Source organism: Enterobacter cloacae complex sp. EB5 (genome assembly GCF_031432835.1).
Lineage (GTDB): Bacteria > Pseudomonadota > Gammaproteobacteria > Enterobacterales > Enterobacteriaceae > Enterobacter > Enterobacter hormaechei_C.
Map to the genome: position 1 here is coordinate 3416957 of NZ_CP133860.1, position 15849 is coordinate 3432805.

The window sequence follows — 15849 nt, forward strand, 5'->3', positions numbered from 1 at the left end:
TCACGGCTTTAAAAAGTGATTTTATCGAATGCTGCGTTGATCGCTTCTGCGCTGCGTTCAGCGTCGTTTTTATCGACAAATGACTGACGCCCAAGAACCTCAGCCAGGCACTGCAATTTGGTGTGGTAGAGATTCTCACGGCGGATCTCTTCGGCAGGAGATTGTTTCTGAACATTAACGACTGTCTGACTCATGATTTTCACCTTAAAAAAATGCCCGGACGAACCGGGCGAATGGAAGCAAGGGTCTACGGAGTGCCTTCCTTGGCGGGTGATGCAGGGTTTACAGCGCAACGTCATCGGAATGGCGTTCTGCTGTAAAAAGGGCGGTGGCAAGTCCATCATGGGCGCAACTTCCACCGCCAAAACTACACGCATTGCCTGGTACTGCCGTATCACGGTCCTAACGTGATTGGGTTGTGGTGCTGTGCGTCAGCATTTCCTTTCGTCGCCTTGGTATCCGCCGCAACCGAACCAACTAGCATCAGGAAAACCACAACAAAAAGAGCACTACCGCGTTTTGCCGTTCCATCCTGGCTTTTGGTACTGCAACGGCTGCGAGATATTTTTTGCATGCCAGCGCTCTTTTGGTTATGGCATCGTCTCTTCCGAGGTGTCACACCGTATCGCCACGATGGTGAGTCGTCATGTCGTGCATACCGATAACACTGACTTGCACATTCCGGCTACCCGCTCGGGGGTAAGGAAACCAATGAACCCCTCCGGACCGCTGCGGCACATGTGCCATATACCGTACTGCTCACACCTAGAAGCGCACTCACCAGTTTGATTTAGCGACAAGACCTCACAGAACCGATATCGAAGTGCGCTTTCATGTTGTGTTACCTGAAGGGTAATAATTGCACGGCATTCTGTCAATACACTACGTAAAATAATCCGTATATGGTTAAATTGGTAATAATTTAATCGTGTGTGAGGTTATCGCTATGTGTATCGGCAGCAAGCCATCAGTGCCAGCGGCACCAGAAATTCAGGCCGCACCTCAGGAGCAGGACGCCGCTGTTGTCAGTGCGCGCGATGACGAAGAGCGCCGCCGCCGTGCTGCCGCCGGTCGTAACTCGACCATGCTTACCGGTGCCCAGGGCGACACTTCCGCCGCAAATACCAGCGGTAAAACGCTGCTCGGTCAGTAACGGAGCGCGCAGAGATGGTGGAAACCGAAAAAGAGCGGCTGCTGAAGCAGCTCGCACAGCTGAAGAATGAGCGCACATCGTTCGAGCCGCACTGGCGCGACCTGAGCGACTTTATCAATCCGCGCGGTTCCCGCTTCCTGACGTCTGACGTTAACCGTGACGATCGCCGCAACACCAAAATTGTTGACCCTACCGGATCATTCGCTCAGCGCACTCTCGCCAGCGGCATGATGTCTGGCATCACCAGCCCTGCCCGTCCGTGGTTCAAGCTGGCAACGCCTGACCCTGGCATGATGGATTACGGCCCGGTGAAGGTCTGGCTGGAAGTCGTGCAGCGCCGCATGAACGAAGTGTTCAACAAGTCGAATCTGTATCAGTCTCTGCCCGTCATGTACGCCAGTCTGGGTACTTATGGCACTGCCGCTATGGCTGTGCTGGAAGATGACCAGGACGTGATCCGCACAATGCCATTCCCGATTGGCAGCTACTACCTGGCTAACAGCCCGCGTGGCAGCGTCGACACCTCCTTCCGTCAGTTCTCAATGACCGTGCGCCAGCTCGTGCAAGAGTTTGGCCTGGACAATGTCAGCGCGTCCGTGAAGAGCCAGTGGGAAAGCGGATCGTATGAAAACTGGATCGAGGTAAACCACTGCATCACGCCAAACATCAACCGCGACAGCGGCAAGATGGACAGCAAGAACAAGCCGTATCGCTCTGTCTATTTCGAGACAGGCGGCGAATCCGACAAGTTGTTGCGTGAAGCTGGCTTCGATGAATTCCCGATTCTGGCGCCGCGCTGGGAAGTTAACGGCGAGGACGTTTATGCGTCATCCTGCCCTGGAATGCTGGCACTCGGTCAGGTTAAAGCCTTGCAGGTTGAGCAGAAACGTAAAGCTCAACTGATCGACAAAGCCACTAACCCGCCGATGGTTGCGCCGACGTCGCTGAAGAATCAGCGCGTTTCCCTGCTACCTGGCGATGTGACGTATCTCGACGTGCTGAGCGGGCAGGACGGCTTCAAGCCTGCATACCTGGTCAACCCGAATACCGCCGACCTCCTGGCTGACATCCAGGACACCCGCCAGACCATCAACAGCGCCTACTTTGTCGACCTCTTCATGATGCTTCAAAACATCAACACCCGCTCAATGCCAGTGGAAGCAGTGATCGAGATGAAGGAAGAGAAGCTGCTGATGCTCGGCCCGGTGCTGGAACGTCTGAACGACGAAGCGCTCAACCCGCTAATTGACCGCGTTTTCTCCATCATGGCGCGCAAGAACATGCTGCCGCCACCGCCTGACGTTATGCAGGGAATGCCGCTACGCATTGAGTACATCTCCGTTATGGCGCAGGCGCAGAAATCTATCGGCCTCACCAGCCTGTCGCAGACCGTTGGCTTTATCGGCCAACTCGCACAGTTCAAACCTGAAGCGCTCGACAAGCTCGACGTGGATCAGGCAATCGACGCTTTCTCTGAAATGTCCGGCGTATCGCCAACCGTCATCGTTCCGCAGGAGCAGGTGCAGGGCATTCGTGAAGAGCGCGCCAAGCAACAGCAGGCAGCCCAGGCGCTGGCAATGGGTCAGGCCGTAGCACAGGGCGCGAAGACGCTCAGCGATACGCAAACCGCAGATCCAAGCGCACTGACAGTAATCACTAACGCAGTGGGAGCGGCGCAGCAATGACCGATATCGATGACGAAAAACTTAAAGCTGAAAGTGACCGCATTAAGCGGGATATGGCTCAGCGAGAAATCGACGATATCCGCTTCGTGATGGATAGCGAGCAGGGCCGCCGCATTATCTGGTCTCTGCTGGAGAAAGGGAAGGTATTCGCGCCGTGCTTCGCCGGTGATTCGCATTTAACCGCATTCAACGAAGGGCAGCGCAACCTGGCGCTGGTTCTGTTTCAGCGCGTCATGGCGCACTGCCCTGATCAGTATCTGAAGATGGCCGCAGAGGCCGGTGAACAGGAGTAACCATGAATTTATTTGAACGTTTGCTGCATCGCCGTCTTTGCAATGAGCAGCCTGCTGATGGTGGCGCTGCGCCGGCACCGTCTGAGCCATCCGCACCTGCTGCTGATGCTCCTGCACCTGCTGCTGACCCGGCTAAACCAGAAGGCGATAAGCCACAGCCTGGCACTGAAGGTGATAAGCCTCAGGAAGAAAAACCAGCTGATGGTGATAAGCCTCAGGAAGAAAAACCAGCTGATGGTGATAAGCCTCAGGAAGAAAAACCAGCTGATGGTGATAAGCCAGCGGATAAGTCGGAAGACGAAGAGCAGAAGCAGGAAGGTGCGCCGGAGAAATACGAATTTACCGCTGGCGAAGGCGTAGAGCTGGATTCCGAAGCGCTGAAGGACTTCGAGCCCGTTGCCCGCGATCTGAACCTGACCAACGAGCAGGCGCAGAAGTTGGTGGACGCATATCCCAAAATTCTGGCCGGTGTGCAGCAGCGTCAGGCAGAAGCCTGGCAGAAGCAGACCGAAGGCTGGGCAGAGACAGTGAAGGCAGACAAGGAGATCGGCGGCGACAAACTGACCGCAAACCTCAGTGCTGCGCAGCGTGCACTCGACCAGTTCGGCACGCCGGAACTGAAAGAATATCTGAACGCTACCGGTCTTGGTAACCATCCAGACCTGGTTAAAACGTTCGTGAAAATCGGTAAAGCCATGTCGGAAGACGGCATGGTCGATGGCAGTAATCAAGGCCAGCGTAGTGCGGCCGAAGTGCTTTATGGCTAATAAGAGAGGATATAACCATGGCTGTTAAAGGCGTAAATGCGCTGACGCTGGCTGACTGGGCTAAGCGTACTGATCCAAACGGAAAGGTCGATAAGATTGTCGAACTTCTTTCCCAGACCAACGAAATCCTGACGGATATGATGTTCGTAGAGGGTAACCTTCCAACTGGTCACCGTACCACCGTTCGCTCGGGGCTCCCGCAGCCTACCTGGCGTTTGCTGAACTACGGTGTGCAACCGACAAAATCAACTACCGTACAGGTCACTGACACTGTCGGCATGCTGGAGGCTTATGCGGAAGTAGATAAGTCACTGGCAGATCTTAACGGTAACACTGCTGAATTCCGCCTGTCTGAAGATCGTGCATTCCTTGAAGGCATGAACCAGCAGATGGCTCAGACCCTGTTCTACGGCGACACCAGTGTGAATCCGCAGCAGTTCATGGGCCTGTCATCACGCTACTCCAGCAAATCCGCGGGCAACGGCCAGAACATCATTGATGCTGGCGGCACCGGTACAGATAACACCTCTATCTGGCTGGTGGTCTGGGGTGAAAACACTGTGCACGGCATCTTCCCTAAAGGGCAGAAGGCTGGTTTGCAGACTCAGAACCTCGGCGAGCAGACTCTTACCGATGCCAATGGCGGCAAATACCAGGGTTACCGCACCCATTATAAGTGGGATAACGGCCTGGCTCTCCGTGACTGGCGCTACGTTGTGCGCATCGCCAACATCGATGTGAGCGATCTGTCAGTACCAGGTTCAGCTGCAAATATCGTCAGCCTGATGGTTAAAGCGCTGCACCGCGTCCCTAACCTGAAAATGGGCCGCGCGGTGTTCTACATGAACCGTACCGTTGCCCAGGCGCTGGATCTGCAATCTCTGGATAAAGCCTCCCTGGCTCTGTCCGTAAAAGAGACTGAAGGCGAATTCTGGACCACGTTCCGTGGCATCCCAATCCGTGAAACCGATGCGATTCTGGAAACAGAAGCGCGCGTTGTTTAACGCCTGTCATTAACTGATGGGCCTTAACCGGCCCATAAATGGAGAAAGAAAATGATCCTCGACAAACTGTTGATGTTCTCCGAGAAGCAGGCGGTTACAGCTTCCGCTGCTTCTACGGACGTGATTGACCTCGGCCCTATCGACGGCACCCGCCGCGATATCGGCGTTGGTTATCCGCTGGAGTTCTGGGCAACCGTTGACACCACGGCAACCGCTGGTGGTGCCGCGACCCTCAACGTTCAGTTGCAGACCAGCCCGGACAACTCTACCTGGACCACTATCTACGACAGCGGTGCTCTGGCGCTTTCTGCCCTGACAGTTGGTAAACGCCTGTTCTCTACCAAAGTTCCGGCGGGCGTCCAGCGCTATCTGCGCGTCAACTATTCTGTTGGCACGGGTCCGCTGACTGCTGGCGCGTTCACCTCGGGCATTAATCTGGATGTTGACAACAACACTCCTTATTACCCGATCCGTTCCAAAGTGACTGGCTAAGGTGATGGCAATGGAAAAAGCAAAATACCGCGTCCTGCGCTTATCCCATATTCATAACAACCTCTGGCCTGAAGGTTCAGAAATTGAATATGACGGCGAGCCAGGATCTGCGCTGGAGCCGATCAACGCAGCGGCGAAGGCGGCAAAGAAAAAGGCAGACCAGAATCGCGGAATCGTGCCGGTTGACTCTCAGCCTGAACCACAGGATGAAGATGATGGCCAGGAAGATACCGGCGGTAAAGGTGCCAATACCTTCAGTGAAGATGAAGCCGCGCTACGCCAGCAGTACGAAGAACTTTTCAACAAGAAACCTGGCAACATGAATGTTGAAACGATCAAAGAACGTATTGCTGAAGAACGGCAAAAACTGGGCGTCTGAGCCTCGCTAATAAAACAAGGGGCTTCGGCCCCTTTATTGCAGGAGTCCGCTATGGAACTGGTAAACCTCAAAACTGGAACTGACACCTATCAGGATGAGGATGGTAAAACCCAGACTCGCGATGATTATCCATGGGGCCTTTGCATTGAGCTGAACAACGAGACGCTCGCCAAGCTCAAGGCAACGCCACAATCCGCTGGTACTGAAGTGATGATCACCGCGAAAGCCATAATTCGTTCCACCTCTACCCGAGAAACGGAAGATGGCATGCAGCATAACGCCAGCTTGCAGATTACTGACATGGCACTCAGCCCGGTATCTGGTGAGCAGCCCAAAACTGCCGCCCAAACTCTCTACGGCGGGGAGGATGATTAATGGCCTCCGTTATCGAGATCTGCAACCGCGCGCTGAGCAATATCGGGAACAGCCGCAGCATTAACAGCCTGACCGAGGCCAGCAAAGAAGCCGGGCAGTGCTCCCTGCATTTCGATTCCTGCCGCGATGCTGCGCTGGCGGACTTCGACTGGAACTTTGCCACCAAACGCCTGGCGCTGGCCGATACCAACAATCCGCCGCCTGACTGGGCTTATTCCTACCAGTATCCGACTGACTGCCTGCGCATCACCGAAATTATGGTGCCCGGTATCCGTAATCCGACGGCGGCCATGCGCATCAACTATGAGGTTGGGGCTGATACCGACGGCACCGGAAAGCTGATCTACACCGATCAGCCTCAGGCATGGCTGAAGTACATCGCCCGCGTCACCGACGTGAACATGTTCGATGCAATCTTCATGGAAGCGCTGTCCTGGCGTCTGGCCGCCGCCATCAATATGCCGCTGACCGGCAGCGCAGATCTCGGTAACAACGCACTGACTATGTACCGCAGCGTCATCCTGAGCGCTGGCTCGCACAGCCAGAACGAATCCCAGGAGCCGCAGCCGCCAGTCGATGAGTTCACCGCAGCGAGGTTGTCATAATGGCTTTCAGTTGGATCCAGCCGAGCTTTGCCGGTGGCGAGATTGGCCCGTCGCTATACGGGCGCATCGATATGTCGAAATATCAGGTTGCGCTGCGTAAGTGCGACAACTTTATTGTCCGTCAGTATGGCGGGGTGGAGAATCGCCCGGGCACGCGCTTCGTCGGCGAAGCCAAATATCCGGCGCGCAAATGCCGTCTTATTCCTTTCCAGTTCTCGACCGTCCAGACTTATGCACTGGAGTTCGGGCACAACTACATGCGCGTTATCAAAGATGGTGCGTATGTTCTGAACGGCAGCAATGTGATCTACGAGCTGGCTATGCCGTATGCTGAGGCCGACCTGTTCCGCATTAAATTCACGCAGAGCGCCGACGTGCTTACACTGGTTCACCCGGCCTATCCGCCGAAGGAGTTGCGCCGTTACGCGCACGACAACTGGCAGATCGTTGATGTCACCACCAAAAACGGACCGTTCGAAGATATCAACGTGGATGAATCAGTGAAGGTTTACGCCAGCTCAAGCACTGGCACCATCACGCTGACGGCCAGCTCCGCCATATTCGGATCTGAGCAGGTCGGTAAACTGTTTTATCTCGAGCAGCCTGCTGTTGATTCCGTTCCCGTATGGGAGACCATCAAGACCACCGCTATCAACGATGTACGCCGTGCCGACAGCAACTACTACCGTGCCAATACTTCCGGCAAGACCGGGACCCTGCGCCCGTCTCACACAGAAGGGATGTCGTGGGATGGATGGGGCGGAACCGGGGATAGCGATACCGGAATCCAGTGGGAATACCTGCACAGCGGTTTCGGCATTGCGCGCATCACCGCGGTATCCAGCGACGGCCTGACAGCCACTGCTACGGTGGTGAGCTATATACCGTCTCAGGTTGTTGGCTCCGCTAACGGCAGCTACAAGTGGGCAAAATACGCATGGAACAGTGTCAACGGCTACCCGAGCACGGTTGTTTACTATCAGCAGCGCCTGTATTTCGCGGCTTCTACCGCGTACCCACAAACGATATGGGCGAGCCGGACCGGCGACTATAAGGACTTCGGCAAGAACAACCCTATCCAGGATGACGATCGGATCATCTACACCTACGCCGGGCGACAGGTGAATGAGATCCGCCACCTTATAGACGTCGGAAGCCTGGTCGCGCTGACGTCTGGCGGAGAATATACGATATCCGGAGACCAGAATAAGGTCCTCACGCCGTCGGCGTTCTCGTTCAGCTCGCAGGGAAACAACGGTTCCAGCAATGTGCCGCCGATCGCGGTGGCAAACATCGCGCTGTTCATCCAGGAGAAGGGGAGCGTGGTCCGTGATCTGGCTTACTCCTTCGACGTGGACGGATACCAGGGCACTGACCTGACCATACTGGCAAACCACCTGTTCCAGAAGCGCAGCATTGTCGACTGGTCATTCTGCATCGTGCCGTACAGCAGCGCGTTCTGCATCCGCGATGACGGCAAACTGCTGGTGCTGACCTATCTGCGCGACCAACAGGTATTTGCCTGGGCACCGCAGTCCAGCACTGGAAAGTACGAAAGCACCTGCTCCATCAGCGAAGGAAGCGAGGACGCTGTTTACTTCGTGGTTAACCGCACCATCAACGGACAGACGAAACGTTACATAGAGCGCCTGTCCAGCCGCCTGTTTACCAGTGATGAAGATGCGTTCTTTGTCGATTGCGGACTGAGCTATGACGGACGCAATACCTCAACACGTACTATGACCATCAGCGGCGGCAGTGGTGACTGGAGCTATCAGGTTGACTACCCGGTGACGATAAGCGGCGGGGCGTATTTCGTGGGCACTGACGTTGGCGCTCAGATCCAGTTCCCGTACTCAGAAACGGATCCTGATACCGGCGAAGTGGTGGCGAAAGAATTGCGTGGCGACATTCTCTCCGTAACGAGTAATACCGCCGTGGTTGTGCGCTTCAACCGTAACGTACCCGCGGTACTGCGCACTGCGGCCACAACTAACTGGCAGATGGCCCGCCAGACTTTCAGCGGTCTGTCACACCTCGAAGGCCAGACAGTCAACATCCTCTCCGATGCCAGCGTAGAGCCACAGAAAACCGTAACTGGTGGTGCTGTCACGCTGGAATCACCGGGCGCAGTGGTGCATATCGGGCTGCCGATCACCGCTGAATTCGAAACGCTGGACATCAACATCAACGGGCAGGAAACACTGCTGGATAAAAAGCAGGTGATCCCCACTGTCACGATGGTGGTCAACGCCAGCCGAGGCATCTGGGCAACGACGCCGGGCGGAGAATGGTACGAGTATCCGCAGCGGGAATTCGAGTTTTATGACGATCCAGTTGATGATGCTACCGGGAAGGTGGAGGTGAAGCTCGACAGCAACTGGGATAAGAACGGACGCGTTAAGGTGCGCCAGCTCGATCCACTTCCGCTTTCTGTTCTGGCGGTCCTGCCGCGCATGACGGTCGGGGGATTCTGATGATTAAAGCTCAGATCGTACCGGCAACCCAGGAACATATCGAAGCCATGATCCCGCATGTCCGCCAGGCTGATGTTGATGAATTCCTGGCAACAAACGGATGGAGCCCGCGTCGCGTTCTTGAAACCGGTCTGCGCACGTCAACATTTGCCTGTGCCGGTCTGATTAACGGTGAGGTGGTGACCATCTTCGGCGTGGCCCCGGCATCAATGATCGGTGGTAACGGTATCCCGTGGCTGGTGGGCACCGATGCGCTGGAGAAATACCAGCGCACCTTCCTTCGACGCTGCGGGAAAGTGGTCAATGCAATGCTGGCTGTTTACCCGTATCTTGAAAACTATGTTGATGCCCGCAACCACACAGCGCGTATCTGGCTGCACTGGCTGGGATTCACCATTGAAGAACCACAGCCGTACGGCGCTCACGGTCTTCTGTTTCATCGCTTCCACATGGAGAAAAAATAATGTGCGAACCCACCACAATCTTAGCCGGTGCGACGCTCGCAGCAGGCGCGCTGTCAGCCTACAACCAGTATGAGACAGGGAAATATTCTGCCGCTGTTGCTGAGCAGAATGCGGATGTGGCAGAGGCTCAGGCCCAGGACTCGATTAACCGTGGCAATGCCCAGGCCGAGGAAGTGCGCCGCCGTAATCGTCAGGCTGCCGGGACACAGGCTGCGACAATGGGTGCCACCGGCGCTGACCTCTCAACCGGTAACGCTCTGGATATCTTCGGAGATACCGCTCAGTTCGGCACGCTGGATGCTCTGACGACCGTTAACAACGCCCAGCGCGAGGCTTACGGCTATCAGGTGCAGTCCGCCAACTATGACGCCCAGGCGGTATCCGCGCGTAAGCAGGGGAATATGGGAGCGATGACAACGCTGCTCACAACGCCGCTACAGGCTTACGGAGCCTATCAAATGGCTGGCGGGACGTGGTCGCCATTCTCCCAGAAGGCAGCACCTATCAGCGCAGCCGTAGGCACGCCAACCGGTCGATAAGGAGATATCGAAATGCCAACAGTACCAACAGTCAGCGGGCGCCAGGTTGAAAGCCGCGGATTCCAGTCTCCTGGATTTCAGGCGTTCGAACAGCCGAATGTCGGCGACGTCATTTCTCAGGTCGCGCCAAAGGCGATCGACATGTTCGCGCAGGCCAAGCAGAGGGCAAACGTGGCTCTTTCACAGGAGGCCAGTTTAAAGCTCAGTCAGGCCGAAGAGGATTTAAAGACACAACTTTATAGCCTGAAGGGCCAAAACGCCATCGGTAAGGGTCAAGAATTTACGCACCAATATGATGAGCAGATCCAATCCTTGGCCTCGTCGCTACCTGATGACGCATCACGCCAGATGTTCATGCAGCAGGCGCAGCAGCAGCGCATCCAATTTCAGGGAAATGTTGGCCGTTATGAGCAGGGTCAGGTCAGCGAGTTTGAAGGAAATCAATACGATGCCACCAGACAGTTGCAGATCCAGAAAGAGGCTGATGCGTGGAATAATCTCCAGGAAGCTATTCTCGCAAAGAATATTCGCACAGTAGCAACAGCGAGATTCGGAGCCTCAAGAGGTTGGTCGCAGGAGCAGATTCTGGCTGCTATTGAAAAAGATAACCTTGCCGCCACTGAGATGAGAGCTAAAAACTATGCAGTTGATAACCCGCTTGGGTGGATGAACGGTGATTTTTCAGCAGATGATACTGGCGGTCTGGATATGCGATCTGTAGGTATCGTCGAGTCAGGTGGTAAGCATCTTAATTCAGACGGATCAATTGTCACTTCTTCAGCTGGTGCTCAGGGCCGTTTCCAGTTAATGCCTGAAACAGGCAAAGAACTGGCCGCACGGCGTGGGTTGAAGTACAACCCGGCAGACGAGCAGCAACACACCATGCTGGCCTCGGATTACGCGCAGGAACTGTCAAACAAGTATGGCTCTGAATTACTGGCTGGAGCAGCATATAACTGGGGGCAGGGCAATGTTGACAAACTTATAGAGAAGGTCGGTGACCCAAGAAAAGGAGAGATATCCCAAGCCGATTTCATAAAACAACTACCATCTGAAACGCAGGGTTGGATTTCACGATACCGTAAAAATAAAACCGGTATGGATCCAGTTACCGTTAATCAAATTGATAATCTTGCAAACGCTCAGATTGAGAAGCAGAGAAAACTGGTACTTAATGAGCTTGAACCGCTGCTTAACAATACAATGGCTCAACTCAATAATGGCGAAGTCCCTGATGCCGTCCCTTCTATCCCGGCGATTATGTTTGGCTACGGTAAGCAAGGGAAAAAAATGGTATCGAAGCTCGATATCGCTATGGACAATGCAAAAACTTTCCAGGCAATTCAGTACCTTTCTCCTGAACAGCAGCAGCAGGAATTACTCAAAAAGAAACCAGAGGTAAATGACCCGGAATATGCGCTCAAGCTCGATGCGTATGGCAAGCTCGGCGCGCTGGTACAGAAAAGCAATGAAGCGATACAGGCGCAGCGTGATACCCGTCGTTTTAACGAAGCGCTGTCTATGGGCGAGAAACTCGACCCTACCAATAAATCCATGCAAAAAGCCGCCGATGCCACGCCAACGGCGCAAAACTTCCGGATTAACGACGCCACCACCCATGACGGGATTGTGCAGCAGGTGGCCAAGACCGGGATCATTCCTTCGCAGGTAACCACCCAGTTATCGGCGATATCCCGCGCGCGCAGTCCTGAGGCGGTCCGTCAGGGGGCTGAGTTATTTAATCGCCTCTATGACACAGATCCCGCGTCTGTTGGCGACATGCCAAAGGATATGCAGGGATTTTATCTCACCGTTAAACAGCTTACCGATTCTGGCATGGCGTCCGAAACAGCTATCGAACAGGCGCAGAATCTGACCTACAACCAGACCGATGCACTCAAAGCGCAACTGGCCTCAACCCAGAGCACCAAGGAGTACAAAAAAGACCGAGTTAAGGCGATGGATTCCGCCGTAAGCAATATGTCTCCCTGGTATAGCTTTGGCGGGCCATCGGCAGATGACTCAACTCCAGATGCAGCAAGATTCAGAAATGATTATCAGGCGCTGTACGACATTAACTATCGCACCACTGGCGGGAATGCTGATGCAGCGAAGAAAATGACCAATCAGCAGATCGCCCGCACCTGGAGCATCAGCGAAGTGAATGGGACTGCAAAGCTGATGAAATATGCCCCTGAGGCTCTTTACAATTATGGTCCTTCCGGATGGCAGGCAGAGCAGTGGAAGGCAGATAAAGAGCAGCTGATGTATGGCGACCGTAATGTAGACATCACTACAAGCCCGACACAACTCGGGATCACCTCCGGCAACTCAGCACCTGTTACCAGTAAAACGCCGGAGTCGCGTATTGGCGGCGAACTGGAGATTACCCCTGATGTGCTGACGGCCCGCAATGGAGATTACGCCATTATGGTGCGAACAAAAGATAAGGATGGTATTGAGGCGGTACAGCCGTTCTACGATTCTTACGGCAGGCCTATGCGGTGGAAACCCTCTTTGGATGAATGGGAGCCATATAAAAAATCTATACAGGAAAGAGAGCAAAAAGATCAGGAAGAAATAATCAAGGGTCAGGAAATTCGCGGCTTTAAAGATAAACACCGTGCAATTGATGAACAGTATCGCAGGTTCCACGATGATCGTGTTAATCGCTTCAAAAAATATTTCTCATGGAGTAATGAATAATGCCTGTGTATTCCTCGCCAGAAGAACTGAGCAACGGATTTACTCCTGCTGGCAATGTTCTGCCAGAGCCGACAGGGTTTGATGTGCCTTTGCCTGAAGGAACCAACCCGGAGCCGCAGCAACCAGAACCATCGGTATGGGGCGCCGCCTTCCGCCAGAATAACCTTCTGGCCGAGATGTTCCGCCCGGCCAAGCAGTTTGAGTCGGTAGACGGGTATAACCCTTATGCTGATAAAGCCGAGCTGCACGGGTACGAACAATGGGGATCTGCTTTCGCTGATTCCCGTTCACCGGAAGAAACTGCCTGGCTTAAACAGCAGATTGACGACGAAAACGAGGACCGTCGGGTACTTTCAGAGGCGGGCGGGGAGGGTGTTCTTGCCAGTATTGCCGCCGGGGTTGTTGACCCGGTCACCGTAGCTTCAATGTTTATCCCCGGCGCTCAGGGTGGGGCAGTGGCCCGCATTGCGTCACAGGCGGCCATCGGTGCAGCTGCAACAGCGGCGAGCGAGGTTGCGCTTAACAACCAGCAGATAACCCGCACGTGGGGGGAAAGTGCCTCCCACGTCGCCGCCGGTGCGTTGATGAGCGGTGTATTTGCGGCCGCCGGCGCTGCGCTGTCACCCTCTGTTCGCACAGCGGCCACGCGTGAAGTGGCTGATGCGCTCGATAGTATGAGTATCACGTCAGCGACGGATACGGCAGCGGCTTCCCTTCCGGAAGGTGGTAGCGTCGGCGCGGCACGAATCAGCGAAGCCACGCTCGAAGATCTCACTCCGGCAGCTGGTGGCCCGGTCGGTAAACTGGCGCGTAAGGCAGGTAGCTATCTGACACCGTTTACCCGCCTGATGGAGTCACCTTCAAAAACCTCCCGTCGTACTGCACTGGAGCTGGCAGAGAACAATTACACACTACAGGGTAATGCCCGCGGCATCGAGACACCTGTTGCCGCAGAAACCCGCGTTCGCGGGTGGCGTCGTGAAGAGGCTGCCGTCGTTGTGACGAACAAACAGGCCTACAGCCAGTACAAAGCCGCTGGTGGTGATCTGAGTTTTTCCCAGTTCCGCGAAGAAGTGGGTAATGCCATGCGCAGCGGCGATGTACATGCTAATCCGGTGGTGCAAGAGGCGGCGCAGGCAATGCGCACTGTGGTTAACCGGGTTAAAGTGGCGCAGCAAAAGCTTGGACTGCTGCCACCTGACGAGGAGCTAAAAGCCATCGGTCAGGAGAGTTATTTCCCGCGCGTGTACAAAGTCGGCAAAATTGTTAACGAGCGCGATAAATTTCGCGACATGCTGGTCGACTGGTGGTCTCGCGGTGAGAAAACCATGTCCCGCGAAGAGGCGGAAATTACTGCTGATGCCACGATCAATAAAATCGTCGGCGCAAAAATCCCGCAGGATTTCGCAAACGTCTTTATGGTGAAAGCGGCAGGCAGCACCCGGTCGCGTACGCTCAGCGTTCCCGATCGCCTGATGAAAGATTATCTGGAGAGCGACGCCAATTATGTGCTGCAACGGCACATTCGCGAGGCGTCGGCAGAGGTGGAGTTGACGCGCGCATTCGGTAATAAATCACTGGAGAAGCAGCTCAAGGATATTCAGGACGAATACGATGCGCTGATGCGCCAGAATCCCAAAGACCAGGCGAAACTGGCGAAAGCCCGCGATAACGATATCCGCGACATCACAGCGCTGCGCGACCGCCTGTCGGGTACCTACGGCATGCCGGACGATCCATCATCATTTTTTGTGCGCGCGGGTGCGTTTCTGCGCAGCGCTAACTTTGTAACCAAGCTGGGCGGTATGACCGTTTCCGCTATTCCTGATCTCGCGCGCGGTGTGATGGTTAACGGGTTTGGCAATACCATGCGCGGCTACTCCGCATTGATCACGCGGTCACCGGCATTCAAGGCCAGCCGGGCCGAACAGTTAAAAATGGCCGTCGGGCTGGAAACGATCCTGCATACTCGTGCGCGTACGATGGGGGACCTGGTAGACAGTTCTGCCCGCACTACGGCGGTAGAAGCGGGAATGGAACGCGTTACTGATGCGTTCGGCAAGCTCACGCTGATGGGTCACTTCGATGATATGAACAAATCGGTAAACGGCATGATCACGTCCGACGGCATTCTCTCCGGCGCGTTCACTGGCCGTCGTCTGGCGAAGCTCGGCATTAACGACAACATGGCCGCGCGTATCCGCAGTGAGTTCGAGAAACACGGTGAAGTCATCAACGGCTGGCATATCGGTAATTTCGAAAAATGGGATGATCAGCATGTGGCTGGCGTTTTTCAGTCGGCGGTACTCAAAGACGTTAACAACACTGTTATCACGCCGGGGATCGGGGATACACCGCTGTGGGCTAGCACGCCGCTGGGTAAGACCATCTTTCAGTTTAAATCGTTCGCTACTGCGTCCTATAACCGCGCAACGCTGGGCGGCCTGCAAGAGGGGACTGGTCAGTTTTATTACGGTACCGCTTTTCAGATTGGGCTCGGCGCGCTGACGTACGCGCTTAAACAGTCAGCAAACGGTAAGGAGGTGGACTGGTCGCCGCAGAAACTTACTATTGAGGGGATTGACCGCTCCGGTATCCTCGGTCCTCTGATGGAATACAACAATATGGCTGAGAAGGCTACCGGGGATATGGTTGGCCTTGGCGCGCTACTTGGCACCGGCACGCAGTCGAGATATGCCAGCCGTGGCTTTATTGGCTCTGCTCTTGGTCCAACATTTGGCCTGCTCGACACCATTACTGATGTGACTGCTGGGGTGCTGAATGGCGACGCTGGTGACCGGGTTCTGCATAACGTGCGTACACTTCTTCCTGGCAACAACCTGTTCTGGATTGCGCCATTGATAAACCAAGTGGATCCAGGGTTAAGGTAATGGTCTAATTGTCAGCGTG

General features: G+C 54.9%; 15 protein-coding genes. 14 read left to right on the forward strand and 1 reads right to left on the reverse strand.

What is annotated here, in order from left to right:
* Window positions 1-8: 8 nt before the first annotated feature.
* Complete coding sequence (locus RHN82_RS16485; protein WP_047050249.1) at window positions 9-194, reverse strand: hypothetical protein; 186 nt, start codon at window positions 192-194, stop codon at window positions 9-11.
* 752 nt (window positions 195-946) lie between these two features.
* On the opposite strand from RHN82_RS16485, the gene RHN82_RS16490 reads away from it, so the two are divergent.
* The 14 genes from RHN82_RS16490 to RHN82_RS16555 are packed head-to-tail and all read left to right on the forward strand — an operon-like array spanning window position 947 to window position 15830.
* Window positions 947-1153: a hypothetical protein gene (locus RHN82_RS16490; protein ID WP_047050247.1), complete on the forward strand. Its 207-nt coding sequence runs from the start codon at window positions 947-949 to the stop codon at window positions 1151-1153.
* A 14-nt stretch (window positions 1154-1167) separates the two neighbouring features.
* Window positions 1168-2838 (forward strand): portal protein, encoded by a 1671-nt coding sequence (locus tag RHN82_RS16495; RefSeq protein ID WP_047050246.1) that lies wholly within the window; start codon window positions 1168-1170, stop codon window positions 2836-2838.
* Entirely contained in the window at window positions 2835-3131 is a 297-nt protein-coding gene (locus RHN82_RS16500) for a hypothetical protein (RefSeq protein ID WP_047050244.1), read from the forward strand. Before RHN82_RS16495 ends, RHN82_RS16500 begins: the two co-directional genes overlap by 4 nt.
* 2 nt (window positions 3132-3133) lie before the next feature.
* Window positions 3134-3898: a peptidase gene (locus RHN82_RS16505; protein ID WP_104999920.1), complete on the forward strand. Its 765-nt coding sequence runs from the start codon at window positions 3134-3136 to the stop codon at window positions 3896-3898.
* Between the two features lie 17 nt (window positions 3899-3915).
* Window positions 3916-4902, forward strand: a complete 987-nt coding sequence (locus RHN82_RS16510; RefSeq protein WP_045342886.1) for a major capsid protein — start codon at window positions 3916-3918, stop codon at window positions 4900-4902.
* 51 nt (window positions 4903-4953) lie between these two features.
* Window positions 4954-5394, forward strand: coding sequence for a Bbp16 family capsid cement protein (locus tag RHN82_RS16515; RefSeq protein WP_045342888.1), 441 nt, complete (start codon window positions 4954-4956; stop codon window positions 5392-5394).
* A gap of 4 nt (window positions 5395-5398) precedes the next feature.
* The gene (locus RHN82_RS16520) at window positions 5399-5773 is read left to right on the forward strand and encodes a hypothetical protein (RefSeq protein ID WP_047050241.1); all 375 of its coding nucleotides are present in this window, start codon (window positions 5399-5401) and stop codon (window positions 5771-5773) included.
* A gap of 51 nt (window positions 5774-5824) precedes the next feature.
* Window positions 5825-6148 (forward strand): capsid staple protein, encoded by a 324-nt coding sequence (gene gp10, locus RHN82_RS16525; protein ID WP_045342894.1) that lies wholly within the window; start codon window positions 5825-5827, stop codon window positions 6146-6148.
* The gene (locus RHN82_RS16530; protein ID WP_040117947.1) at window positions 6148-6753 is read left to right on the forward strand and encodes a hypothetical protein; all 606 of its coding nucleotides are present in this window, start codon (window positions 6148-6150) and stop codon (window positions 6751-6753) included. The genes gp10 and RHN82_RS16530 overlap by 1 nt, the downstream gene beginning before the upstream one ends.
* A complete protein-coding gene (locus RHN82_RS16535; protein WP_047050239.1) occupies window positions 6753-9230 on the forward strand; it encodes a hypothetical protein in 2478 nt (825 codons plus the stop codon). The genes RHN82_RS16530 and RHN82_RS16535 overlap by 1 nt, the downstream gene beginning before the upstream one ends.
* Window positions 9230-9694 carry a hypothetical protein gene (locus RHN82_RS16540; protein WP_047050237.1) on the forward strand — a complete coding sequence of 155 codons (465 nt, stop codon included), beginning with the start codon at window positions 9230-9232 and terminating at the stop codon, window positions 9692-9694. The genes RHN82_RS16535 and RHN82_RS16540 overlap by 1 nt, the downstream gene beginning before the upstream one ends.
* Window positions 9694-10233: a hypothetical protein gene (locus tag RHN82_RS16545; RefSeq protein WP_032671835.1), complete on the forward strand. Its 540-nt coding sequence runs from the start codon at window positions 9694-9696 to the stop codon at window positions 10231-10233. The genes RHN82_RS16540 and RHN82_RS16545 overlap by 1 nt, the downstream gene beginning before the upstream one ends.
* Window positions 10234-10245: 12 nt before the next feature.
* Window positions 10246-12939, forward strand: coding sequence for a transglycosylase SLT domain-containing protein (locus RHN82_RS16550; RefSeq protein ID WP_047050235.1), 2694 nt, complete (start codon window positions 10246-10248; stop codon window positions 12937-12939).
* Window positions 12939-15830, forward strand: coding sequence for a hypothetical protein (locus RHN82_RS16555; RefSeq protein WP_310398389.1), 2892 nt, complete (start codon window positions 12939-12941; stop codon window positions 15828-15830). The genes RHN82_RS16550 and RHN82_RS16555 overlap by 1 nt, the downstream gene beginning before the upstream one ends.
* Window positions 15831-15849: the final 19 nt, after the last annotated feature.

Coding starts and splice junctions, on each gene's coding strand:
- RHN82_RS16515 (WP_045342888.1), top strand. CDS start 4,954: ATGATCCTCGACAAACTGTTGATGTTCTCCGAGAAGCAGGCGGTTACA.
- RHN82_RS16530 (WP_040117947.1), top strand. CDS start 6,148: ATGGCCTCCGTTATCGAGATCTGCAACCGCGCGCTGAGCAATATCGGG.
- RHN82_RS16490 (WP_047050247.1), top strand. CDS start 947: ATGTGTATCGGCAGCAAGCCATCAGTGCCAGCGGCACCAGAAATTCAG.
- RHN82_RS16550 (WP_047050235.1), top strand. CDS start 10,246: ATGCCAACAGTACCAACAGTCAGCGGGCGCCAGGTTGAAAGCCGCGGA.
- gp10 (WP_045342894.1), top strand. CDS start 5,825: ATGGAACTGGTAAACCTCAAAACTGGAACTGACACCTATCAGGATGAG.
- RHN82_RS16495 (WP_047050246.1), top strand. CDS start 1,168: ATGGTGGAAACCGAAAAAGAGCGGCTGCTGAAGCAGCTCGCACAGCTG.
- RHN82_RS16500 (WP_047050244.1), top strand. CDS start 2,835: ATGACCGATATCGATGACGAAAAACTTAAAGCTGAAAGTGACCGCATT.
- RHN82_RS16555 (WP_310398389.1), top strand. CDS start 12,939: ATGCCTGTGTATTCCTCGCCAGAAGAACTGAGCAACGGATTTACTCCT.
- RHN82_RS16535 (WP_047050239.1), top strand. CDS start 6,753: ATGGCTTTCAGTTGGATCCAGCCGAGCTTTGCCGGTGGCGAGATTGGC.
- RHN82_RS16505 (WP_104999920.1), top strand. CDS start 3,134: ATGAATTTATTTGAACGTTTGCTGCATCGCCGTCTTTGCAATGAGCAG.
- RHN82_RS16540 (WP_047050237.1), top strand. CDS start 9,230: ATGATTAAAGCTCAGATCGTACCGGCAACCCAGGAACATATCGAAGCC.
- RHN82_RS16510 (WP_045342886.1), top strand. CDS start 3,916: ATGGCTGTTAAAGGCGTAAATGCGCTGACGCTGGCTGACTGGGCTAAG.
- RHN82_RS16520 (WP_047050241.1), top strand. CDS start 5,399: ATGGCAATGGAAAAAGCAAAATACCGCGTCCTGCGCTTATCCCATATT.
- RHN82_RS16545 (WP_032671835.1), top strand. CDS start 9,694: ATGTGCGAACCCACCACAATCTTAGCCGGTGCGACGCTCGCAGCAGGC.
- RHN82_RS16485 (WP_047050249.1), bottom strand. CDS start 194: ATGAGTCAGACAGTCGTTAATGTTCAGAAACAATCTCCTGCCGAAGAG.